Below are 22,562 nucleotides of genomic sequence, written 5' to 3'. Positions count from 1 at the left end.
TCGACCAGATCGACCCCGACACCAGCGGCGACCTCACCCTCCACGCCCTCACCGGCCAACGCCTACCCCGCAGCTACCAGACCACCGAACCCGGAGCCATACCGAACCAGGCAGCACCGACCGACCCCACAAGCCCGACCGACCCCGACCAACCACCCTTCTAAGCAGGCCGACTCGACCCCACCTCACCCGGCCAGACACGAACCGGCCCGACTCGACTCGACCCGATCATCCCGCCCCGACGAACCACCCTGCTGAGCAGGCGGCACGAACGAGGCGGGCCGTCGGACTGCCGCATGCCCCCGAGTCGGACTCGGCACCCGCCCACGCGGCCGCCCGCCCGGCACCCTCAGCGCGTCGAGCTGCCCGGCACCAGTTCGGTCGGCAGCGCGACCTTGGTGACCTGCCCCCCACCACGGATCTGGGCGAGGACGAGGTCGACCACCTCGTGCCCCATCCGCGTCTCGTCCTGCCGGATGTGGGTGAACCGGTAGCGCGCCTGGTCGTAGGAGGCGTCCGGGTGGTCGAAGCAGACGATGCCGAGGTCCCCCGGCACCGTCCGGCCGGCGCGCTGCGCCGCCTCGCGCAGCAGGACGGCGATGTTGTACTCGGTAGCGACCAGGCCCGTCACGCCCGGGTTGGCGCTCAGGAACTTCTCGAGCTCGGCGAGGTCGTCGTCCGGCGAGACGGCGCTCCCGGGAACCGTCGACCGGACCTTCCGGAACTGGTGCGCCGGGTCGAACGGCACGTGCCGGGTGGCGTGGGCGGCGACGACGCCGTCGAGCCGGTCCTGCACGGTCGAGACGGTGCTCGCGGCCGACACCAGCCCGACATGGTCGTACCCCGAGGCGAAGAGGACGTCGGCGGCCTGCCGCCCCGCCGAGACGTTGTCGGAGCAGACCGACGACACCGGGACCCCGTCGAACACACGGTCCAGGATGGCCACCGGGAACGACTGGGTGATGAGCTCCAGCACCGCCGGGGGTACGTACTGCGACGAGCTCGGTTCGAGGATCAGCCCCTGGACGCCGTCGGCCACGAGCGCCCGCACGATGTCGTCCTCCGCCTCGCGGTTGCCGAGGCTGCGCTTGACCACGACGTTCGCGACGGTGCTCGACGCGTCGAGCAGCCCGGCGAGCACCCGCGTGCCGAAGGTGTCGTCGAAGTCGGTCAGGACGCATCCGATCAGGGGCGTGGGTCCGCTCCCGGTGCTGACGGCGGTCGTAGCGGTCTCGCTCACGACGATGGTGCCGAGCCGGGGCCGGCGCGTGATGTAACCGTCGGCGCGCAGCAGGTCCATCGCGCGCTTGAGCGTGATGGCGCTGACCCCGAGCTGCTTGGTCAGCTCGGCCTCCGCGGGCATCCGGTCGCCGACCCGGTACGTCCCCGCGTGGATCGCGTCGCGGAGCTTCTCGTACACCTCGAGGTAGAGCGGCTGGCTCACAGGTGCCCTTTCACCGATCGGACCTGACCGTCGAATCTACCGTGCCCCGCCCTGGGGAACGGCTCACCGACGCGCGTCGACGCCCGCGCACCGACGGCGGTACGTGCGCAGGCCGGCGGCCTGGAGGGCGAGCTCGCAGAACATCGAGTTCGCCCAGGAGAACCACTCGCGCGTGTAAACGGCCGGGTCGTCGACGTGGAACGACTCGTGCACGGCTCCGGTCCCCGCGTCGGTCGCGAGGATCAGGTCCAGGAGCCGGCGGCACTCGTCCGGGTCGGTGGTGGTCAGTCCCTGGATCGCCAGGGCGATCGGCCAGACGTGCCCGGCGGGCGTGTGCGGGCTGCCGATACCGGACGCCGCCGTGCCGCTGTAGTAGTAGGGGTTGGCGTCACTGAGGATCAGGTCGCGGGTGGCGGCGTAGAGCGGGTCGTCGGCGGCGCACCAGCCCAGCATCGGCAGGGAGAGCAGGCTGGGCGAGTTGGCGTCGTCGGCCAGGAGCACCCCGCCGCGGCCGTCCACCTCGTACGCGTAGACCGGCCGGCCGTCCGGGCCGGGGACGATGCCGTGCTCGCGGATGCCGCGCTCGAGGTCGGACCGCAGCGCGGCGGCGTCGGTGGCCAGGGCGTCGTCGTGCAGGACCTCGGTCGCGATCCGGCCCACGTATCCGAGCGCGACGGCGGCCAGCGCGTTGCCGGGCACGTTGTAGCCGTACCGGCAGGCGTCGTCGCTGGGCCGGAACCCGGCCCAGGTCATGCCGGTGAACGCGACCTCGGGGCCGCGCCCGGCACGGACCAGGGTGTCGGACGGCGGGCAGTCGGTCCGCTCGAACGTGTACGGGGATCCCTCGTGGTGCCGCTGCTCGGCGCGCCACACGCCGACGACCGTGCGCGCGACCCGGCCGAACGTGTCGAGGTGGTCCGTCCTGCCGGTGGCGCACCACAGGTCGTATGCGAGCTGGACCGGATAGGCGAGGGAGTCGATCTCGTACTTGCGCTCCCACACCCAGGCCGACTGTCCCGTGTCAGGATCCCCTGTGCGGTCCCGGTGTCCGGCGCCCGTTGGGCCGTCGTTGAACGCGTTGGCGTAGGGGTCGTGCAGGATCGAGGCCTGCTGCCGCCGCGACACCGCCGCGATCGTGTCCGCGAGCCGCTCGTCCTGACCGGCGAGGTGCAGGAAGGGCGCGAGCTGCGCGGTGGAGTCCCGCAGCCACATCGCGGGGATGTCCCCGGTGATCACGAACGCCGTACCGTCGGGATGCCGGGTGATCGTCCGGGCGAGGGTGTCCGACATGCAGCGCCCGACGGCGTCCGCGACCCGGTCGCCGAGCCGGTCGGCCACCGCGGTGACGAGGCCGGAGAGGATCTCGCGGGTGTAGAGCGCGGGCAGGCCCGATGCCTGCGCGCCCGTCATGATCCCGCTCCAGTTGTGCCGAGCTTCATGGTCCGAACCCATCGTCCGTCTCCTCGGTCGTGCCGGCGTTGGCCTGACCTGCCGAGCAGCGTACGAACGGATTACTGCTATGTCAACGTATTGGAATGGGGGTAATAGGTCCAGGTGAAGCGGGCCCGCGCCGCGGGTAGCCTGCCGGAGAACCGCCCATCGACGAGAGGTACCAGCCATGACACGCGACCTGGACGGGCGTACGGCAGTCGTCACCGGCGCTGCCCGAGGCATTGGCGCCGCGACCTCCCGACGGCTCGCGGAAGAAGGCGCCGACCTCTTCCTCGTCGACATCTCCCCCACCGTGCTCGAGCTCCGCGACGAGCTGCGCGCTTCCGGGCACCGGGCCGCGGCCATGGTGATGGACGTCGCCGACGAGGCGGCCTGGACCGAGGCGGCCGCCGCCTGCCGGGCGGAGCTAAGCCGGCCGCAGATCCTCGTGCACAACGCCTACGCCACCACGGTCGCGTCGCTCGAGGACACGCCGCTGTCCAGCTGGGAGCACCAGCTCCGGGTCACCCTCACCAGCGCCTACCTCGGCACCCGGGCGCTGCTGGCCGACCTGACGGCGTCGGGCCGGGGCGCGGTCGTCATGGTGTCGTCCGTGCACGCCCGCTTCGGGCTCCCGGGCCGCGCCGCCTACGCCTCGTCGAAGGCGGGGATGACCGGGCTCGCCCGGCAGCTCGCCGCCGAGTACGCCCCCGCCGTGCGGGTCAACAGCGTGCTGCCCGGCCCGGTCCTCACGCCGCACTGGGAAGGCGTCGGTGCGGCCGACCGGGCCAGCGCCGCCGGGGCGACCGCCCTCGGACGCCTGGGCGAGGCGTCCGAGGTGGCCGATGCCATCACGTATCTCTGCTCCGACCGCGCCTCGTACATCACGGGTGTCGAGCTGCCGGTCGACGGGGGCTGGAGCATCACGAAGGACTCGGTCTAGCGAGCTGCCGGCGCCGCCCGGCGGGAGTTGAGCTCGTCGAGCACTGCCCGCAGCCGTTCTGGCGCGGCGGGCGGCAGCCGGACCAGCTCGTCCTCCAGGGTGCGCTGGTCGGTCCACTCCCGCAGCGAGCGCAGGTTGCCGTCCCACTCCGCCCCGAGCGTGTCGACGGCGTCCAGCACCGCCGCGTACGCCTCGGGGTCGTCGGCGATCTGGCCGAGCGTCGAGGCGAGCGTGACCGGCTGGGGCGCTGCCCGCCGCCGGGGGTCGGGGACGGTCCACTCGTGGCGGCCGGAGCCCACCTGGATCTGGGTGTCGGCCGTTCCGGGCAGCACCACCACGGCCGACGTGTTCGCCGGCACGACCGCGTGCACCACGATCTGCCCGTCGTGGGCCGCCCAGCCGGCCTCCGCCATCCCGTACGCGGTCTCGTAGCGTGCCGAGGCCCGGTCCAGCCCGGCGATCGGGACCGGCGCGACCCGCAGCCTCCGGTAGCCGGGCGCGTCCGGGGCGAGACCGGCCACCGTGCGGTGCAGCCAGTCGGCGACGGCACCGAAGGCGTAGTGGTTGAACGACGTCATCTCGCCGGGGTTGATGCTCCCGTCCGGGAGCATGCTGTCCCACCGCTCCCAGACCGTCGTCGCACCCATCGTCACGGCGTACAGCCAGGACGGCACCCCGGTCTGGAGCAGGAGGCGCGCCGCGACGTCGGCGTGGCCGGTGGAGGTCAGGGCGTCCTGGATGATCGGCGTGCCCACGAACCCGGTGCCGATGCGGTAGCCCGCCCGGCGCACCAGCCAGGCGAGCCGGTCGCCCATCGTCGCTCGCGTCGCCGCGTCCACCAGGCCGAAGGTGATCGCCAGCGCGTAGGCGGTCTGCGCGTCGGAGACCACCCGCCCGGCCGGCGTCGTGTACTCGCGGACCCAGGCCAGCCGCGCCCGCTCGGCGAGGTCGCCGTACGTCCCGGCAGCCTCCGCGTCGCCGAGCTCGCGCGCCGCCGCGGTGACGAGCTGGAGCGAACGCACCACGTAGGCGCTCGCAACGATGTCGGGGTCCGTCTTCGCGCCGGCCGGGTCGTCCGGCGGCGCGTCCGGGTCGAGCCAGTCCCCGAACTGGAACATGCCCTCCCACAGGAGCCGGTCGCCGGCCAGGCCGAGCAGCACGTCGGCCCAGGCCCGCATGCTCGGGAACTGCTCGGCGAGCGCACGCCGGTCGGCGAACCGTTCCAGCAGCGTCATGGGCACGACGGTGGCGGCGTCGCCCCAGGCGGCAGCGGGCTTGGCCCCGAAGGGCAGCACCATCGGCACCACGACCGGGCAGACGCCGTCGCGCGCGGCCTGCTCGGCGGCGACGTCGCGCAGCCACGAGGCGAGGAACGCGTCGCTGTCGTAGAGGTAGCTCGCCGTCGGGCCGAAGACCTGGATGTCGCCGGTCCAGCCGAGGCGCTCGTCCCGCTGCGGGCAGTCGGTGGGCACCGAGACGAAGTTCCCGCGCATCCCCCAGACCACGTTCTCGTGGAGCCGGTCGACCCGCTCGTCCGAGCACTCGAACCAGCCGGTGCGCCGCATGTCGCTGCTGATGACGACGGCGGTGACCGCCGCACGGGCCGCCGCGAGGTCCAGCTCGCCCGGCCAGCCGTCGACCTCGGCATACCGGAAGCCGTGGAAGGTGAACTCTGGCTCGAGCACGTCCTCCTCCCCCGAGAGCACGAGGTGGTCGGTCGCCGCGGCGTGCCGCAGGGGGCGCACGCCGAGCTCCCCGTGCTCCAGCACCTCAGCGTGCCGCAGCGTGACCACCTGGCCGCGCTCGCCCGTGACGCGCACCCGGAGCCGGCCCACCAGGTTCTGGCCGAAGTCCAGCACGGTCCGCCCGGACGCCGTGGTGATCACGTCCTGGACCGCGAGCTCGTCGACCCGCCGCACGGGTTCAGCGATGGCGGGCTCCGGCACGACGTCGGACGTGTGCACCCGCACGGCCGGCCACGCCGAGTCGTCGAACCCCGGCTCGCCCCAGCCGGGCACGGCGCGGCGCGCGTCGGTCCGCTCGCCCGCGTAGATGCCGCTCGCCACGACGGGGCCGACGGCGGCGCCGCGCCAGTCCGGTCCGGTGGTCAGGACGCGGGTCGTCCCGTCGGCGAGCTCGACGTGCAGCTGCACCGCGACGGCGGGCTGCTCCCCGTAGAAGGTCCTGGCGGCGCCGTGGAAGCCGTACCGCTCGGTCCACCAGCCGCCGGCCAGCCGCACGCCGACGGCGTTCGCGCCGGAGCGGAGCAGCGCGGTCACGTCCGTCGCCTCGTGCACGAGGCGGTGCTGGTAGGCCGTCCAGCCGGGCTTCAGCACGGCGTCGTCGACGTCGCGCCCGTTGATCTGCACCTGGTAGACGCCGTGGGCCGACGCGTAGAGGGTCGCGCGGGCGACGTCGGCGTCGAGGTCCAGCTCGGTGCGGAGCAGGCCGGGCGTGGCGGGCTCCGTGGCCCCGTCCTGCGCGGGGGCCAGCCCGACGAACGGGGCCGTCCACTCGCCGTCGGCCAGGAACACCGCGCGCACGGTGACCGGATCGCTCCAGGGCGACGTCCCGCCGTCCACGCCCGTGACGCGCACCTCGAGGGTGTGCCGGGCGTGCGGCAGGAGCTGCTCGAACGGCCACGCCACGAACCGGGACTCGTCGGTGTCCAGGCGCACCACGCGTTCACCAGCCCGTCCGCCGTCGAGGCGCACCTCGGCGGCGGCCTGCCACCAGCCGGGCACCGCGGAATAGACGGTCCAGCTCAGACGTGGAGCGGGGCTGTCGGCGAAGTCGCCGTCGGTGCGGCGCTCGACGCGGACACGACCGACCGACGTCGGCCTCGGGGACTCGTTGTTCACAGGTGAACCTCTCTCAGCCCTTGACCGCGCCGGACGTCATGCCGGCCACGATCTGGCGGTTGAAGAAGATGTACATGACCAGGGGCGGGATCGTGATCAGCAGGATGTCCATGAAGAGCAGGTTGAACTGGCTGACCATCTGGCTCTGAAAGTTGTAGAGCGTGAGCTGGACGGTCGCGTTCTCGTCCCCGGGCAGGAAGTACAGGGGGTTGGTGAAGTCGTTGAACACGGTCACCGCCTGCACCACGACGACGGTGATGATCACCGGCCGCAGCAGCGGCAGGATGACGGCGAAGAAGAGCCGCAGGGGCCCCGCGCCGTCGATGATCGCCGCCTCGTCGAGCTCGCGCGGGATGGTCGCCACGAACGCCCGGAACAGCAGGATGCAGAACGACAGACCGAACGTCGCCTCGATGAGGATGAGGCCGGGCATCGTCTTGAACAGCCCCAACCGCTGCAGCACCCAGATCGTCGGGACGACGGCCGGCGGCACGATGAGGCCCGCCAGGACGAAGAAGTTGACGATCGGATTGAGCCGCGAACGACGTCGCTGCAGCAGGTAGCCGACCATCGCCGCGAGGATCACCATGATCACGACGCTGACGACGGTCAGGACCGCGCTGTTCACGAAGGCCCGCACCACGATGCCGTCGCGCGTGGTGAGCACCTCGGTCAGGTTCTCGCCGAACGCCCAGCTCCGCGGCCAGGAGAACTCGAGGCGCGACGCGTCCGCCGGGTCCTTGGCCGCCGTGAGGAAGATGAACACGAACGGCACGAGGAAGACCACCACCGAAGCGAGGACGGCCACGAGACCGGCGATCCACGATCCGGCGCGCCTCATCGGTCGACCTCCTTCCGGTTCAGCAGGATCGAGATCGGCACCATGACCGCCGTGACGACCAGGAAGAGGATCACGTTGCCCGCGGTGGACAGCCCGTAGAAGCCGGCCTGGTACTGCTTGTAGATGACGGAGCCGATGACGTCGCTGGTGAACCCCGGCCCGCCACCCGTGGTCGCCCAGATCAGGTCGAACGACCGCAGCCCGCCGATGAGGGACAGGATGATGACGGTCGCCGTGGCGGGCTGGACCAGCGGCAGCGTGATGGAGCGGAACTGCTGCCAGCGGCTCGCGCCGTCGACCCGCGCGGCCTCGTAGTACTCCTGCGGGATCGCGACGATCCCCGCGATGTAGATGAGAGTGGCGATGCCGAGCCCTTTCCAGACGTCGACGGCGGCGATCGTGAGCAGCGCCTGGTCCGGGTCGGTGAACCACCCGGGCCCGTCGATGCCGAACGCGGCGAGCATCGTGTTGACCACGCCGTCGAACGGGTCGAGCAGCGCCTTGAACGTGATGCCGACGCCGATCGTGGAGACGAGCACGGGGAAGAACACGACCGACCGCAGGTACCCGCGGCCGACGAGCTGCGAGGTCAGCAGCACGGCCAGCGCCAGCCCGAGCACCACCTTGGCGCCCGACGTCACGAAGCCGTAGACCAGCGTGTTGACGAACCCCTGCAAGAGCTGCGGCTCCGAGAAGAACTGGACATAGTTCTCCAGGCCGATGAACTCGGTGTCGAACAGCGTCCAGCGGGTGAGGCTGAAGTAGAACGACGCGAACGTCGGCACCGCGAAGAACACCAGGTACAGCGCAGCGGCCGGCAGGTAGAACCACGACGGGTAGATGCTGCGCTGGGTCGCCGAGGTGGAGCCCGCCGTCCGACGGCGCCTGCCGGGCCGGACCTCGGTCGTGACCGGCGCTAGCATCCCTCGCCTACCATCCCTCGAGACCGAGCTGCTTGGCCTGGCTCTCGACGTCCTGGTCGTAGAACGCGGCGGCGTCCTCCGCGCTGCGGATGCCGGAACCGACCTCGACCGTGACCTTCTCCAGGTTCGGCCCCTTGACCGGCGAGAGGAACTCCAGCGCGTTCGCGGTCCTGCCGTCGTCGACGTACGCCTGGATGTCGTCGAGCAGCGGCGGGGCGTCGTCGGGCAGGTCGCACGTGCCGGCGTACGGGCCGGCGGGCACGAGCAGCTCGTTCTGGATGTCGCACCCGGCGGCGCTGTTGACGAAGGCGACGAACGCCTTCGCGGCCTCCAGCTCCGCGCCCTCCGTGGACGCCGGGACGTACACCGCGTTCGGCTGCCAGATCGTGGCCTGGGTGTGCTCCGCCTCGGCGGCGGGCAGCGCGAAGAAGCCGAGGTCGTCCACGCCGTCCGGCGTGTTCTGCATGATCGTCTGGACCACGCTCGAGAGCATCGGGTAGTGCGCGCCCTCGCCCTCGGCGATCATCCGGGCGCCGTCCGGGAAGGTCGCGGACGGGAAGTCCTCGTTGAAGTAGCCTGCCTCGGCCACCTCCTGCTGGTGCTGGAACCCGAGGAGAGCGGGTTCCTCGGCGTAGGAACGCTGGTGCGCCGTGTACTGCTCGGCCCACTCGGGGTCGACGGCGAGCACGTTGGCGAAGTCGCCCAGCACGAAGAGCTGGCTCGTCCACGTCTCGCCGTAGGTCTGGATGACCGGTGCGATGCCCTCGCCCTCCGTGGCGATCTTCTCGTTGTTCGCCATGAACTCGTCCCAGGTCTGCGGAACCGTGAGCCCGAGCTCCTCGTAGACCGACCTGTTGTAGACGACACCGCCGGCGAACGCCGCACCCAGCGGAGCCCCGTAGGTCCCGTCCTCGGTGCTCACGACGGGCACGAACTCCTCGGTCAGCGAGCCGACCCACTCCTGGTCGCTCAGGTCGACCAGGGACGAGTCCGGGTTGAGCGCCTGGAGCAGGGACCCCGAGTTGTAGTAGAAGACGTCGGCCATCTCGCCCGTGGACAGCCGCGTCTTGACCAGGTTGTCGCCCTCGGCACCACCCGGACGGATCTCGACGTCGACGCGCACGTCGGGGTTCTCTGCCTCGAAGGCCTCGGCCAGCGCCTCGGCGGTCTCAGGGTTCGGGGCGTCGTTGCTCGTGAGAAAGGTGATCTCGGTGGCCCCACCGTCCGCGGCGGACGACGAGCAGCCGGCGAGGACGAGCAACGGGACCGCTGCGGCGGCTACCGCCACGTGACGACGAGTGCTCCGTTCACGATCTGCAGGGGACATCATCTCTACCTCCTTGTAGAGCGAAAGGATCGTAGAGCGATCTACACTCCGCCGATGAATCCTTTCAGCGATTCCACGCTAGCGAGGGCCGCTGTAGAGTGTCAACCGATCTACAGAATCGGGAACAGCGCCGTGACCCCAGCACAACCCACGCCGGACAGCACGTCTTCTCCGGCGCGGCCGTCCACGATCCAGGACGTCGCCCGCGAGGCAGGCGTCTCCCGGGCGGCCGTCTCCAAGGTGATCCGCAACGCGTACGGCGTCAGCGACCGGATGCGCACGCAGGTCGAGGCGGCGATCGAACGGCTCCAGTACCGCCCGCGCGTTGCGGCCCGCGCGATGCGCGGCGCGAGCTTCACGCTCGGGTTCGAGATCCCTCAGGTCGGCAACGACTTCCTCACGATGATCGTCGACGGCGCGACCGAAGCGCTCGCCACGACCCCGTACCAGCTGATCATCGCCCCGCTCGGTCGCGACCAGAAGGGCGACGTCGCGATCAACAGCCTCGCGGACCGCCAGGTCGACGGCATCGTCGCCATCTCGCCGCGCGTCGATCCCGCATGGCTCGAACGGATCGCCGAGCGCACACCCGTGGTGATGATCGGGCGGCACGACAGGTCCGACCGCTACGACACGATCACCGGCGACGACCGGTCCGGCGCCGAGCAGGTCATGTCGCACCTCGTCGGGCTCGGCCACCGGCGGATCACCCACCTCACCATCCACCCGTCTCGGCCGGAACCCCCGTGGGCGGGCCAGGCCGGTGACGAGCCGCACGTCGTCCGCACCGCCGTCTACCGCGAGCGCATGCACGCGCTCGGCCTCGAGCCGACGGTGGTCCACACCCTGTTCGACGGTTCGGAGGCCCGGACGGCGACCCGCGCGCTCCTCGACTCCCCCGAGCCCCCGACGGCGATCTTCGCGGGCAACGACACCCTGGCGATCGGCGTGCTGAGCGCCGTCGCGGAAGCCGGGCTGGACGCGCGGGACGTGGCGGTCGTGGGCTACGACGACGTCCCGATCGCCCGCCACCCGCTCGTCTCGCTCACGAGCGTCGACCAGAGCGGCGCGGCCATGGGGCGCGAGGCGGCGCGCCTGCTGCTGGAACGGCTGGAGGGACGGACCGAGGCCGTGCGGCTCGAGATCGCGACCGAGCTCCGCGCCCGCCGGTCGAGCGCGGAGCTCAGCCGTCTGCCTGGTCCGTGACCGGCTCCACGTCCGGACCGGTCGATCCCCCGTAGGTGGCGATCTTGTACTCCGTGGCGGCCAGGGAGAGGGTCAGCTCGCGGATCCGACGGCGGACGGTGTCGCGGTGCTCGAGCAGGATGTCGAGCCGCTCCGGCTCGGTCCGCTTCCCGGCGTCGACCAGCGCGACGTAGTGCTGCAGGTCGCGCACGGGCATCCCCGACAGCCGCATGCGGGTGAGGAACACCAGGCGGCGCAGCGCCACGTCGTCGTAGACGCGATGGCCGGCGGAGTCGCGGCTCACCTGGACCAGGCCGGCCCGCTCGTAGTAGCGCAGCGTGTGGGGCGAGACGTCGAGGTGGACGGCGGCCTCGGCGATGGTCATCGGCCCGGGCGTCGCGCCGAGGTCGGCCAGGGCGTGGATCACCTCGACCGACGGCGCGCCGTCCTCGCCCAGTGCCGCCAGCGCTCGCGACATCAGATCGTCCGTGGCCATGGCGACCACCCTAGATCGGAAGGAGCATCAGAACGCCCGCACGGCCGGGGGCAGGCCGGGGAAGTCCGCCGACTCGCTCGCCCGAGCCCACTTCTCGACGTCGCCGAGCGAGTACGCGTAGGCCTGCCTGAGGTTGCGGACCGCCTCGGCACCGAGCGGGAGCCGCAGCGGTGCGTCCGGCGCGTCGAGCACCTGGCGGATCACGGAGGCACCGCGTTGCGGGTCACCCTCCTGGATCCCGTCGGCCTCGGCCATGTTCGCGCGTACCGCGCCGGTCACCGCGTCGTAGGACGGGTCAGGGGCCGCCGTGCCGAGCACCTCGGACGCGTTGAACTCGGTGCGGAACCGGCTGGGCTCCACGATCAGCACCCTGATCCCGAACGGGGCGACCTCGCCCGCCAGCGCCTCGGACCAGCCTTCGAGCGCGAACTTGCCGGCCGAGTAGCTGCCGACCGCCGGGAACGACCTGCGCCCGCCCTGGCTGCTCATCTGCACGATCGCGCCCGACCCGCGTTCGCGCAGGTGCGGGAGGACCGCACGCACGTAGGCCGCCGGGCCGAAGAGGTGCTGGCCGAGCATGTCGCGCAGCTGGCCGTCCGTGATCTCCTCGGCCGCTCCGACCTGGCCGGCGCCGGCGTTGTTGACGAGCACGTCGACCCGCCCGAACACCTCGAGCGCCCGCTGCACGACGCCGGCGGCCGCGGCCGTCTCCCGCACGTCGTGCTCCACCGGGAGCAGCCGATCCCCGTACCGGGTGCGGAGCGCCTCGAACCGGCCGGTCCTCCGTGCCGTCCCGACCACCCGCTCGCCGGCCCGCAGCGCGGCCTCAGCCAGGGCCAGGCCGATACCCGAGCTCGCACCGGTGATGAGCCACGTCTTGCCACTGGTCGTCGTCATGGTGCCGACGGTAGAGATTCGAGCGCGCTCGAAGGCAAGCCATCGCGTGGAGCCCGGCCGGAATGCACCCGGCCACGTCCTCGTTGGGGATGGACGTGAACCCCACGTCCGAAGACCTCGCATGACCATCACCGACACGGACCACCGCGCCGAGGACCCTGTGCTGGACGATCCCGTGCTGGACGACCCCGCCTGGTCCGCGCTCTCGGGAACGCACGCCCACCTGGCCGAGGGCGGCGACCTCGCCCGCCGGTACCCGGCCGACGTCTCGCCGTTCGCCGCCGTCCGCACCTGGGACGACCCCGGAGTCTGGGACGCGGTGCTCGACCTGGTCGGGCACGGCGCCGAGTTCCCGGCGCCGCCCGAGTCGGTGGTGCTGCCGCACGGCTGGGTACGCGGCGATCCTTTCGCGGGTGTCCAGCTCGTCGAGACCGAGCGCCTGCACGGCCGGCCCGACGACGAAGCGGTGGTCCTCGGCGCCGCCGACGTCCCCGAGATGCTCGACCTGGTGGCGCGTGCGCAGCCCGGCCCGTTCCTGCCCCGGACCTACCTGCTCGGCCGGTACGTCGGCATCCGCCGCGACGGACGCCTCGTGGCCATGGCCGGCGAGCGCCTGCGGCCCGCCGGCTGGACGGAGATCAGCGCCGTCGCCACCGACGAGCGGCACCGCGGCCAGGGGCTGGCCTCACGCCTCGTCCTTGACGTCGTCCACCACGTCCAGGAGCGCGGCGAACGCGCCATGATGCACGCCTCCGCGGGCAACACGAACGCGATCCGCCTCTACGAGAGCCTTGGCTTCCGGCTGCGCCGGCGCCTGGCGTTCGGCACCGTGCGCACGCCGGTCAGCACAGGGCGTACGCCGGTCAGTGGCTGACCGGCTACTCCTTCTTCCGGGACGGCAGCAGATGCATCACGGCCACCACGGCGGCGCCGACCACGAGGCCGACGACGGCTGAGCACAGCGTGTTGAAGAGCCAGCCGAGCGTGCCACCGAACGCGCCGGTGCCGTCGTGGATCGCCACCTCGAGGTGGTGCACCCACTCGTACGGCGCCGGTATCCAGCCGGTGCCGTCCGCGCCGAGGTTGACGAGCAGGATGTGCCCACCCACCCAGAGCATGGCCACGGTGCCGACCACCGAGATCACGGCGAGCACCTTCGGCATGGCCTTGACCATCCCGCGGCCCAGCGTCTTGGAGAAGCCCGAGCTGTTCTGGGCCAGGCGCAGTCCGACGTCGTCCATCTTCACGATGGCCGCGACGATGCCGTAGACGATGATCGTGATGACGAACGCCACCACCACGAGGATCGCCAGCCGGGACCAGAAGGGTTCGTCGGCGACCTCGGCGAGCGCGATCACCATGATCTCGGCCGACAGGATGAGGTCGGTGCGGACGGCGCCCGCGATCATCTTCTTCTCGGCCTCCGGGCTGACCTCCGTGGCGGGCACCTCGGCGGTGTGGTGGCCGGAGACCTTGTGCCAGATCTTCTCCGCGCCCTCGTAGGCCAGGTACGTGCCGCCGATCATGAGGATGATCGGCAGCAGCCAGGGCAGGAACTGGCTGAGCAGCAGCGCCGCGGGCAGGATGAAGACCAGCTTGTTGCGGATCGACCCGAACGCGATCTTCTTCACGATCGGCAGCTCGCGCTTCGCCGCGACGCTGCGCAGGTATTGCGGCGTGACGGCGGTGTCGTCCACGACGACACCCGCCGCCTTCGCCGTAGCGCGGCCCGCGGCGGCGCCGACGTCGTCGATCGACGCCGCCGCCAGCCTGGCCAGTGCGGCGATGTCGTCCAGCAGTCCCATCAGGCCACCCACGGTGCCCCCATCTTCGAGCGATCTGTCGTCATGCCCGCAGCCTATGCAACTCCGGACGGTGACAGAGCATCCGGGACGTGAACGCTCGTGCCGGTCAGCCCTCCCCGCACCCGACGCGGGCGTCGGCCCAGTCGGCGTGGTCGGAGTTCTTGCCGTCGCCGCCGTCCGAGACGGCCAGGCGCAGCCGGCGGACGTCGGTGACGTCGACGTCGAGCGGCACGCCGCCGTCGGCCTCGGTCAGGACCGGGGTCTCGGCCAGCAGGACGCCGTCACCGTAGACGTGGAACTGGACCGATCCGGCCCCGGCCACCTCGTCGTCGATGCCGACCACCGAGCGGAACGTCGTGCACGTACCGCCGAGCCAGGCGGTCAGGGAGCCGGGGGCATGCATACCGACGCCCTTGGCGTAGGTGGAACCCGCGATCGTGATCGGGTTCCCGTCCCCTGCGACGGCCTCACCGTTCGACATGTCACGCTCGACCGGGCCCCAGCCGTTGGACTCCTCGGCCCAGTGCAGGTCGGACACGTGCTGCGTGCCGGTCACGGCGGGCGGGGTGACCCACAGCGTGGCCTGGCTCGCGGCGGTGTAGCGGTCGCCTCGGTGGTGGTAACGGACGTCGACCGGGACCTCGAACGTACCGGGCGCACCGTCGGCGGGCACGCGGACCTGCCAGGTGATTTCCGCGGTCTGCCCGGCCGCGAGCCGCGCGAAGGTCCGGGTGCCGTGGTCGGCCTCCCAGCCCGCCGGCAGGTCGGGCGTCACCGCGACCCGCGTGACGGCGCGGTCGGGCACCGCGAAGGTGGCCCGCACCTCGACGGTGCTGCCGGGCTCGACGTCGGCCTCGGCCGGGTCGACGTCGATCGTGGCCGCCGGGCGGTCCACCACCGGTTCGAGGCACGACTCGCGGTTCCGGGGCTCGCACACGACGGCGACGAAGCCGCCGTTGTTCGCCGTCGGGACCTGGAGCGTCTCGGACGCCGTCGTCCGGAGGGTGGTGTGCACGGTGGCCGAACCGTTCGTGCCGTCGTCGGTCAGCAGGTCGACGAGCACCCTGCGTCCGTCGGCCAGGCCGGCCAGCGGCAGCTCCAGCGGGTCTCCGGAGCCCGCGCGCATGCCGCCGACGAACCACCGGTCCCCCGACCGGCGAGCCAGCACCGCGTCCTGCCCGGGCGTCCCGCTGAGCAGCCGCACCTCGTCCCAGTCCGCCGGGATGTTCTGCAGGAACGGCATGGCGTTCGGCTCGTCCGCGTACCCCTCGGGCTTGTCCGAGATGTGCTGCCAGCCCGACTCGTACACGACGCTCATCGCGGCCTGCTGCGCCTTGGACGTCTTGTCGTTGTCGCGGGAGAACACCACGGGCGTGAAGTCCATCGATCCCGTGACGTTGCGCGTGAACGGCACGATGAGGCTGCGTTCCGGGCTGATCCCGTTCTCCATGCCGCGCACCGACTCGTAGCTCATGATGTGCGGCCACGTGCGCTGCATGCCGGTCGGCAGGGCCGACCCGTGGAAGTTGATCATCAGCTCGTACCGGGCGGTGTCGCGGGCGACGTCGTCGTACCAGCGGTGGATCTCCTGCGAGTCGGTGTCCATGAAGTCGACCTTGAGGCCGCTCACGCCCCACGACTTCAGGCGCGGGAGCCACTCGTCGCGCTGCTCCTGCGTGCGCAGGTCCCTGCTGTGGAACCAGGCGATGACGTCGACGCCCTTGGTGTGGGCGTAGCGGACGGTGCGCGGCACCCAGCTCGCGTCCCAGCCCTCGTCCAGGAGCACGTACTCCCAGCCGTTGCGCGCCGCCAGGTCGACGAAGTCGCGCTGACGGGCCTCGTCGCGCGGGCTGCTCGAGTCGGTCAGCCAGCTCCAGCTGGACCGGCCGGGCTTGATCCAGTCCGTGTCCTGCCTGTCGAGCTCGCTCGGGGTGGCCAGGTCGTCCACGAGCGTGGAGCCGACGACGGCGGGCAGGTCGCCCACGATCGCCACGCGCCACGGCGTCGACAGGTCGCCGGTCGAGGTGACGGGCCGGCCCTCGAACAGGTCGACGTCGTACCGCAGGGAACCCGGCGTGTGCGTCAGGTGCGACCCGGAGTAGTCGCCGTGCAGGTCGGCTTCCGTGACCAGAACGTACCGGTCGGCCTGCTGGAAGAGCACGGGGTACCCGACGCTGCCGCTGCCGTTCCCGGCCGCCGCGGTCGTGGTGGTCCACTCCGCCTCGTAGTTGACCGCGTACGAGCGCTGCATCCACGCGGGCCCGTCCGTGGCCGGCTCCCAGGCGCCGGACTCCTCGTCCACCCGGTGCGCACCGGCGCCGTCGAGCAGGTAGCGGTAGGCGACCCCGTCGTCGGACACCCGCACGGCGACGCCGAGGCGCGCGCCGTCGGCGTCCGCGAACGTGAACACCGACTCCTGGTGGACGTACGAGCGGCGCGCGCTCTTGCCGGTCGTCATCGTGTACGAGTCGGAGACCGTGCGGTCCTGTCGGTCCACGAGGGTCAGGCCGGTGGTGAGGTCGCCGTCGCTCCCCCGCAGCCCCAGGCGCGTGGCCGAGAGCACCGTCTCGCCGTCGGCGACGACGTCCAGCGCCACCTGCCCGGCGTCGTCCAGGCGCAGCACCCCGTCCAGGTCGGAGCCCCGCGGGCCGCCCACCCGCCATTGCGAATCGGTGTCGGTCTCGGTCTTGTCGGTGGCGGTGGCCGGGGCGGCGCTCGCGGCGCTCCCCGCGACGACCAGGCCGCTCGCGACGAGCGCGAGGGCTGACACCGCTGTCACTGCACGGACCGCCAAGCGGCGCGCGGGTACGAGCTTCACGAGGTCTCCCTTGACTCCGGAACGTGCACGGCGCCCGGTGCGCCGTCGGTCAGGCTAGGCAACCCCGTCGACCCGGTCAACCGTTTGATCAGAACTATCGATCAGAACCTGTAACCGACACGAACCACGAGGTCAGCGTCGTGGGGTGGGTGATGGCGGTCCCCACGCAGACGCTGAACGCGCCGCACGCCAGCGCGGCTGCCGCCTGCGCGGGCGTGTGCACCCGTCCCTCGACGACGACGGGGAGCGAGCAGGCCGCGACCATCGCCTCGACCAGCTCGAGGTCGGGGCCGTCGGTCTTCGGGCGCTCGCCCGTGTACCCCGCGAGGGTCGTCCCGAGCAGGTCGACCCCCGCGTCCTGCGCCGCGAGAGCGTCGTCGAGCGATCCGCAGTCGGCCATGACCAGCGTGTCGGACGCCTCGCGCAGCCCGGCGACGGTCTCGGCAAGGGTCAGCCCGTCCGGCCGCGGACGACGGGTCCCGTCGAGCGCCACGACGTGGGCCCCGGCGTCCGCCACGGCCAGCGCGTGGCGGAGGGTCGGCGTGATGAAGACCCCGTCGGCGCCGTCCTTCCACAGGCCGACGACGGGGACGTCGACGACGGCGGCGACCGCCGCGATGTCGTCGAGGCCCTGCACGCGCACCGCCGCCGCACCGCCCGCGACGACGGACAGCGCGACCTGCGCGGTGGTGCGCGGGTCCCGCATCGGCTCGCCCGGGTACGCCTGGCAGGACACCGTCAGGCTGCCGCGCATCGCGTCCAGCACCTGTCCCCTGCCCCAACGACCCTTGCTCGTACGGTCCTCGGTCATGCGGTCCTCGGTCATGCGGTCCTCTCCGTCCGGTCCAGCAGGTCCCACGCGCCGCGCGCGGCACCGATGATCGCCGCCGCGCCGCCGAGCTCCGCTCGACGCAGCGGCAGGCCCGCGAGCACGTCGACGACCTCGGCGCGCAGCGACAGCTCGAGCGCGGGCCACCAGGGGGCGCCGGAGCCGGCGACGCCGCCGCCGACGACGACGATCTCCGGGTCCAGCACCGTCACGACCCCGGCGATCGCTCGCCCGAGCGCCGTCGCCGACTCTCGCACCACCCGGTCGGCCAGCGGGTCAGCACGCCGCGCCCTGGCGACGACGTCCCGGGTGTCCCGGACGGCCGGGTCGCCGCCGAGCGCCAGGTACCGGCGGTGGATCGCCGGGCCCGCCGCGACGGCCTCGAGGTGGCCGGGGCGCCCGCACGTGCACGGCAGGCCCTCGGCGCCCGGTACCGGCATGTGCCCCAGCTCGCCCGCCAGGTGGTGGGCGCCGCGCAGGGGGCGGCCGTCGAGCACGACGGCCCCGCCGACGCCCGTCCCCACGGCCACGAGCAGCACGCTGCGGGCCCCCGCCGCGGCTCCCCGCCAGGACTCGCCGGCGGCATGGGCGTCGACGTCGTTCTCGACGAACACCGGGACCGACCCCGGCGCGGTCCCCCGCGCGGTCAGGCGGTCGCGTACACCACCGGCGACGGAGGTTCCCGGCCAGCCGGGGAACGTGTCCGTCGCGGAGACGATGGTGCCGCTGGCCACGTCCACCACGCCGGCCGTGCCGATACCCACGGCCCCGAGCGCGGCACCGGCGTCCGCCAGCACCGTCCGCACGAGCGCGGCGACGGCGTCGAGCACGGCGTCCGGGCCGGCGCTCGCGGGGGTGGGGACGGTGCGTACCGTCCCCACCTCGCCGGAAGCCGAGACCGTGGCCGCGGCAATCTTCGTCCCGCCGAGGTCCACCCCCACCACGACCTGGCCGGGCTCAGCCATGCAGGAGGCCCGCCTCGCGGGTGATCTCCTCGATCCGGTCGGCGACGTCACCGTCGAGCGCCTCGAGGGGGAACGAGAGCGCGGCGGTGTCGATGAGCCCCTGGCGCTGTACGGCGACCTTGAACGCGCCGACGCCCGCCGCGTCGCCGGACCGGCCCTGCGCCTGGAACACGATCTCGAACAGGGCGGCCAGCCGCTCCTGCTCGCGGCGTGCGTCGTCCCACTTCCCCGCCTGCGCGAGGTCCCACAGCCGGACGTACCCTGCGGGGTCGACGTTCCCGAGGCCCGGCACGACGCCGTCGGCGCCGAGCAGGAGCATCCCGTCGACGACCACCTCGTGGCCGGTGAACAGCGCGAGCGGCGACCCGGCTGCCGCGTTGGCCGCGACCAGGCGGCGGAACGCCACGTCGTCGCCAGAGGAGTCCTTGACCCCCGCGAGCACGCCGTCGGCGCCGAGACGCACCAGCAGGTCGACGGGCAGCTTGGTCCGCACGCGGACGGGGATGTCGTAGGCGAACAGGGGGACGTCGACGGCCGCTGCGACGGCGCGCAGGTGCCGCTCGATCTCGTCGGTGTCGTTGATCGCGTACACCGGGGGCGTCGCGACGACGGCGTCCACGCCGGCCTCGACCAGCGCACGCGCCTGCTCGATCACGCGCGCCGTCGTGAGGTCGATCGCCCCGCCGAGGACGGGCACCCGGCCGTCAGCCGCCCGCACGACGGTCCGCACGACGAGGTCGCGCTGGGCGTCGGTGAGGTAGGCGACCTCGCCGGTCGAGCCGAGCACGAACACACCGTGCACGCCACGCTCGACGAGGTGGCGCACAAGGCGGTCGAGCGACGCGACGTCCACCTCGCCGCCGGCGGTGAGCGGGGTCAGGACGGGCGGGACGATCCCGCGGAAGAGGGGCGTGGTCACGTGAGGCTCCGGTTCTGGTGGTGAGGTGGTGCGGTCCGTGGGGACGGCGACGGGGACGGGGAAGGCGGGCTGCCTCACAGGAGGGCGGGCGCCGCGGCGAGCAGCGTGCGCGTGTACTCGTGCTGCGGGTCGTCCAGGACGTGCGCGGCGGGTCCGGACTCGACGATCCGGCCCGAGCGCATGACCACGATCTCGTCGGAGACGTGGCGGACGGTCTGGATGTCGTGGGAGATGAAGACCATCCCGAGGCCGAGCTCGTTCTTGAGGTCGGCGAGCAGGTTGAGGATCTGCGCGCGGACGGAGACGTCGAGCGCGGACGTCGGCTCGTCGGCGACGATCACGTCCGGCTCGAGCGCGAGCGCCCGGGCGATCGCCACCCGCTGGCGCTGGCCGCCCGAGAGCTGGCCGGGGAGCGCGTCGAGGACCGACGTCGGCAGCCCGACCAGGTGCGTGAGCTCGCGCACCCGTGCGGCCCGGGTTGCCGGTGTGCCCACGCGGTGCACGTCGAGCGGGTCGCGCAGGGCTTCGCGCACCCGCATGCGTGCGTTGAGCGCGGTGGCGGGGTCCTGGAAGACGACCGACACGACCCGCCCGACCTCTCGGCGCACGCGTGGCGTGTAGGAGCGCACCGCGGCGCCGCGGAAGCGGACCTCTCCCGAGGTGGGTACCTGCAGGCCGACGAGGACCTTGGCCATGGTGGACTTGCCGGAGCCGGACTCCCCCACGATCCCGAGCGTGCGGCCGCGGCGCACCTGCACGGACACGTCGTCGACGGCGTGCACCCGGTTCGCCCGGAAGAGGGTGCCGGTGCGTGCCTTGAAGACGACGTGCACGCCGCGCAGCTCCACGACGGGCTCGTCGGTCGCGGCGGGGGTGCCTGCCGTGGTGGTGCCGCTCATCGCTGTGCTCCGATCGTGGTGGGGGCGCCGGGCGAGGCGACGAGGTGGTCCGGTGCGCCGTCGACCGGGCTCAGCACGGGTCGCACGCCGAGCCCGCGCTCCGGGTGCGACGAGCGCGGGGCGAACCGGTCGCCGGCCGGGAAGTCGCGCGGGGTGGGGACGGTGCCGGGGATCTGGTGCAGCCGGGTGGAGCGCGACTCGATCGAGAGCACCGCACCGAGCAGCCCCTGCGTGTACTCGTGCCGCGGGTCGAGGAGCAGCTCCCTGGTGGGTGCCTGCTCGACCACCTGGCCCGCGTACATGACGGTGATCCGGTGCGCGATCTCGGCGACGAGCGCGAGGTCGTGGCTGACGAACACCATCGCGAAGCCGAGCTGCTCGCGCAGCCCGTCGAGCAGCTCGACCACCTGCGCCTGGACGGTCACGTCCAGCGCCGTCGTCGGCTCGTCCGCGATGATCAGGCTCGGGTCACGGGTGAGCGCCATGGCGATGAGGACGCGCTGGCGCTGTCCGCCGGAGAGCTCGTGGGGGTAGCTCTTGAGCGTGCGCTCCGGGTCGAGGCCGACCAGCTCCAGCAGGTCCTGCGCCGTGCGGGTCCCGCCGCGCCGGGTGAGCTGCTTCAGCTGCGCCCGCACGAGCATCGACGGGTTGAGCGAGCTCAGCGCGTCCTGGTAGATCATCGCGGTCTCGGTGCCCCGCAGGGCTGCCCGCTCGCTCGGCGACATCGTGAGCAGGTCCCGGCCGCGGTACAGGATCTGGCCGCTGACCTGGGCCGACGAGTCGAGCAGCCCCATGACCGCTAGCGACGTGATCGACTTGCCGCAGCCGGACTCGCCGACGAGCGCCATCGTCTCGCCCGGGCGGACGGAGAAGGACACGTCGTCGACGACGGCGACGTCGCCGTGCCGCTCGGGGAACCGGATCGAGAGGTTGCGCACCTCGAGCAGCGGGGCCTGGTCGCCGTCGTGGACGGGCCGGTCGGTGCGCAGCTCCTCGGCGGCGCGGAGGGTCGCGAGGCGGCTGGCGAGCGGGACGGCGGGCTCGGCGGGGGCTACGTCGGGGTCGACGTCCTCGGCCTGGGTGGCCGCCGCGTCGTCCGCCGCGGCGTCCGCGCGGGCGGCGCGGTCGCCGCGGGGGGCCGCGACCATGGAGTCGGTCAGGCCTTCGGACAGGACGTTGAGGCACAGGACGGTGAGCATGATCGCCGCCCCGGGGAAGAACGTGGCCCACCAGTAGCCGCCCATGACGAGGTCCCGTCCGGCGGCGATGACGTTGCCCCACGACGGCTCGGGGTCGGGCACGCCCGCCTGGATGAACGACAGGGACGCCTCGAAGATGATCGCGTCGGCGACCAGGACGGTCGTGAACACCAGCACGGGTGCCGCGCAGTTGCGTGCCACGTGCCGCGCCAGCACCCACCAGGTCCGCGCGCCCATGACCCGCGTCGCTGCCACGTAGTCCTCGCCGTACTGGTCCAGCACGTTGGCCCGGACCACCCGGGTGAGCTGCGGCGTGTACAGGAACGCGATCGTCAGGACCAGCACCGGCAGCGAGCGCCCGAACACCGAGACGAAGACGGCGGCCAGTGCGATCCCGGGGAAGGACATGATGATGTCGAGCACCCGCATCAGGGTCTCGGAGACGGCCTTGCTCGCCGTGGCCGCTATCGAGCCGAGCACCGCTGCCGCGACGAGCGCGATCCCGGTCGCCCCGAGGCCGATGACCAGGGAGTAGCGGGCGCCGTGCACCACGCGGGCGAAGATGTCGCGGCCCTGGCGGTCGGTGCCGAACCAGAACTCGCTTCCCGGGGGCTGCACGGGGATACCGGTCGTGAGCGGGTTGTGCACCGCGACGAGCGGGGCGAAGATCGCGGCCAGCACCACGAGGAGCACGAACGCGAGCGAGATCTTGGACCCGACGGGCAGGGCACGCAGCCGCAGCGCCGGCTCGGAGAGTCGTTCCGTGAGGTGTCGTCGCAC

18 protein-coding genes are annotated in these 22,562 nt (G+C 72.4%); 3 read left to right on the top strand and 15 right to left on the bottom strand.

Going from position 1 to position 22,562, the window contains the following annotated elements:
- Window positions 1–349: 349 nt before the first annotated feature.
- Complete coding sequence (locus APR04_RS25895; protein WP_253876350.1) at window positions 350–1,444, bottom strand: GntR family transcriptional regulator; 1,095 nt, start codon at window positions 1,442–1,444, stop codon at window positions 350–352.
- A 63-nt stretch (window positions 1,445–1,507) separates the two neighbouring features.
- Window positions 1,508–2,896, bottom strand: a complete 1,389-nt coding sequence (locus tag APR04_RS25890; protein WP_253876348.1) for a glycoside hydrolase family 125 protein — start codon at window positions 2,894–2,896, stop codon at window positions 1,508–1,510.
- A 166-nt stretch (window positions 2,897–3,062) separates the two neighbouring features.
- On the opposite strand from APR04_RS25890, the gene APR04_RS25885 reads away from it, so the two are divergent.
- Entirely contained in the window at window positions 3,063–3,818 is a 756-nt protein-coding gene (locus APR04_RS25885; protein ID WP_253876346.1) for an SDR family NAD(P)-dependent oxidoreductase, read from the top strand.
- On the opposite strand, the gene APR04_RS25880 is transcribed toward APR04_RS25885, so the two are convergent.
- The 4 genes from APR04_RS25880 to APR04_RS25865 are packed head-to-tail and all read right to left on the bottom strand — an operon-like array spanning window position 3,815 to window position 9,773.
- Window positions 3,815–6,679, bottom strand: a complete 2,865-nt coding sequence (locus tag APR04_RS25880) for an alpha-L-rhamnosidase (RefSeq protein WP_253876345.1) — start codon at window positions 6,677–6,679, stop codon at window positions 3,815–3,817. The two genes, APR04_RS25885 and APR04_RS25880, sit on opposite strands and share 4 nt — an antisense overlap.
- A gap of 13 nt (window positions 6,680–6,692) precedes the next feature.
- Window positions 6,693–7,520 carry a carbohydrate ABC transporter permease gene (locus APR04_RS25875; RefSeq protein ID WP_253876343.1) on the bottom strand — a complete coding sequence of 276 codons (828 nt, stop codon included), beginning with the start codon at window positions 7,518–7,520 and terminating at the stop codon, window positions 6,693–6,695.
- Window positions 7,517–8,443 (bottom strand): carbohydrate ABC transporter permease, encoded by a 927-nt coding sequence (locus APR04_RS25870; RefSeq protein WP_253876341.1) that lies wholly within the window; start codon window positions 8,441–8,443, stop codon window positions 7,517–7,519. The genes APR04_RS25875 and APR04_RS25870 overlap by 4 nt, the downstream gene beginning before the upstream one ends.
- Before the next feature lie 7 nt (window positions 8,444–8,450).
- Window positions 8,451–9,773, bottom strand: coding sequence for an ABC transporter substrate-binding protein (locus APR04_RS25865; RefSeq protein ID WP_253876339.1), 1,323 nt, complete (start codon window positions 9,771–9,773; stop codon window positions 8,451–8,453).
- 129 nt (window positions 9,774–9,902) lie between these two features.
- On the opposite strand from APR04_RS25865, the gene APR04_RS25860 reads away from it, so the two are divergent.
- Window positions 9,903–10,976, top strand: coding sequence for a LacI family DNA-binding transcriptional regulator (locus APR04_RS25860; RefSeq protein ID WP_253876337.1), 1,074 nt, complete (start codon window positions 9,903–9,905; stop codon window positions 10,974–10,976).
- Here the strand turns inward: APR04_RS25860 and APR04_RS25855 are convergent.
- Window positions 10,954–11,451, bottom strand: coding sequence for a MerR family transcriptional regulator (locus APR04_RS25855; protein WP_253876335.1), 498 nt, complete (start codon window positions 11,449–11,451; stop codon window positions 10,954–10,956). The two genes, APR04_RS25860 and APR04_RS25855, sit on opposite strands and share 23 nt — an antisense overlap.
- A gap of 27 nt (window positions 11,452–11,478) precedes the next feature.
- Entirely contained in the window at window positions 11,479–12,348 is an 870-nt protein-coding gene (locus APR04_RS25850) for an SDR family NAD(P)-dependent oxidoreductase (RefSeq protein ID WP_253876333.1), read from the bottom strand.
- A gap of 121 nt (window positions 12,349–12,469) precedes the next feature.
- On the opposite strand from APR04_RS25850, the gene APR04_RS25845 reads away from it, so the two are divergent.
- The gene (locus APR04_RS25845) at window positions 12,470–13,222 is read left to right on the top strand and encodes a GNAT family N-acetyltransferase (protein WP_253876324.1); all 753 of its coding nucleotides are present in this window, start codon (window positions 12,470–12,472) and stop codon (window positions 13,220–13,222) included.
- A gap of 4 nt (window positions 13,223–13,226) precedes the next feature.
- Here the strand turns inward: APR04_RS25845 and APR04_RS25840 are convergent, their stop codons facing one another.
- The 7 genes from APR04_RS25840 to APR04_RS25810 all read right to left on the bottom strand — a co-directional run bounded on the left by APR04_RS25840 (window position 13,227) and on the right by APR04_RS25810 (window position 22,562).
- Window positions 13,227–14,153: a DUF808 domain-containing protein gene (locus APR04_RS25840; RefSeq protein WP_253876322.1), complete on the bottom strand. Its 927-nt coding sequence runs from the start codon at window positions 14,151–14,153 to the stop codon at window positions 13,227–13,229.
- Window positions 14,154–14,259: 106 nt separating this feature from the next.
- Window positions 14,260–16,971 (bottom strand): NPCBM/NEW2 domain-containing protein, encoded by a 2,712-nt coding sequence (locus APR04_RS25835; protein WP_253876320.1) that lies wholly within the window; start codon window positions 16,969–16,971, stop codon window positions 14,260–14,262.
- A gap of 94 nt (window positions 16,972–17,065) precedes the next feature.
- Window positions 17,066–17,782, bottom strand: coding sequence for an N-acetylmannosamine-6-phosphate 2-epimerase (locus tag APR04_RS25830; protein WP_253876356.1), 717 nt, complete (start codon window positions 17,780–17,782; stop codon window positions 17,066–17,068).
- A gap of 11 nt (window positions 17,783–17,793) precedes the next feature.
- Window positions 17,794–18,765: an ROK family protein gene (locus APR04_RS25825; protein ID WP_253876318.1), complete on the bottom strand. Its 972-nt coding sequence runs from the start codon at window positions 18,763–18,765 to the stop codon at window positions 17,794–17,796.
- A complete protein-coding gene (locus APR04_RS25820; RefSeq protein ID WP_253876316.1) occupies window positions 18,758–19,684 on the bottom strand; it encodes a dihydrodipicolinate synthase family protein in 927 nt (308 codons plus the stop codon). The genes APR04_RS25825 and APR04_RS25820 overlap by 8 nt, the downstream gene beginning before the upstream one ends.
- A gap of 74 nt (window positions 19,685–19,758) precedes the next feature.
- Window positions 19,759–20,583, bottom strand: coding sequence for an ABC transporter ATP-binding protein (locus tag APR04_RS25815; RefSeq protein WP_253876314.1), 825 nt, complete (start codon window positions 20,581–20,583; stop codon window positions 19,759–19,761).
- Window positions 20,580–22,562: a dipeptide/oligopeptide/nickel ABC transporter permease/ATP-binding protein gene (locus APR04_RS25810; RefSeq protein ID WP_253876312.1), complete on the bottom strand. Its 1,983-nt coding sequence runs from the start codon at window positions 22,560–22,562 to the stop codon at window positions 20,580–20,582. Before APR04_RS25810 ends, APR04_RS25815 begins: the two co-directional genes overlap by 4 nt.

Origin of the sequence: Promicromonospora umidemergens (assembly GCF_024171995.1) — a bacterium.
Lineage (GTDB): Bacteria > Actinomycetota > Actinomycetes > Actinomycetales > Cellulomonadaceae > Promicromonospora > Promicromonospora umidemergens.
This window is presented reverse-complemented; position numbering and strand designations above follow the sequence as displayed.

Coding starts and splice junctions, on each gene's coding strand:
- APR04_RS25890 (WP_253876348.1), bottom strand. CDS start 2,896: ATGGGTTCGGACCATGAAGCTCGGCACAACTGGAGCGGGATCATGACG.
- APR04_RS25885 (WP_253876346.1), top strand. CDS start 3,063: ATGACACGCGACCTGGACGGGCGTACGGCAGTCGTCACCGGCGCTGCC.
- APR04_RS25875 (WP_253876343.1), bottom strand. CDS start 7,520: ATGAGGCGCGCCGGATCGTGGATCGCCGGTCTCGTGGCCGTCCTCGCT.
- APR04_RS25870 (WP_253876341.1), bottom strand. CDS start 8,443: ATGCTAGCGCCGGTCACGACCGAGGTCCGGCCCGGCAGGCGCCGTCGG.
- APR04_RS25865 (WP_253876339.1), bottom strand. CDS start 9,773: ATGATGTCCCCTGCAGATCGTGAACGGAGCACTCGTCGTCACGTGGCG.
- APR04_RS25855 (WP_253876335.1), bottom strand. CDS start 11,451: ATGGCCACGGACGATCTGATGTCGCGAGCGCTGGCGGCACTGGGCGAG.
- APR04_RS25850 (WP_253876333.1), bottom strand. CDS start 12,348: ATGACGACGACCAGTGGCAAGACGTGGCTCATCACCGGTGCGAGCTCG.
- APR04_RS25845 (WP_253876324.1), top strand. CDS start 12,470: ATGACCATCACCGACACGGACCACCGCGCCGAGGACCCTGTGCTGGAC.
- APR04_RS25840 (WP_253876322.1), bottom strand. CDS start 14,153: ATGGGACTGCTGGACGACATCGCCGCACTGGCCAGGCTGGCGGCGGCG.
- APR04_RS25830 (WP_253876356.1), bottom strand. CDS start 17,782: ATGACCGAGGACCGTACGAGCAAGGGTCGTTGGGGCAGGGGACAGGTG.
- APR04_RS25825 (WP_253876318.1), bottom strand. CDS start 18,765: ATGGCTGAGCCCGGCCAGGTCGTGGTGGGGGTGGACCTCGGCGGGACG.
- APR04_RS25815 (WP_253876314.1), bottom strand. CDS start 20,583: ATGAGCGGCACCACCACGGCAGGCACCCCCGCCGCGACCGACGAGCCC.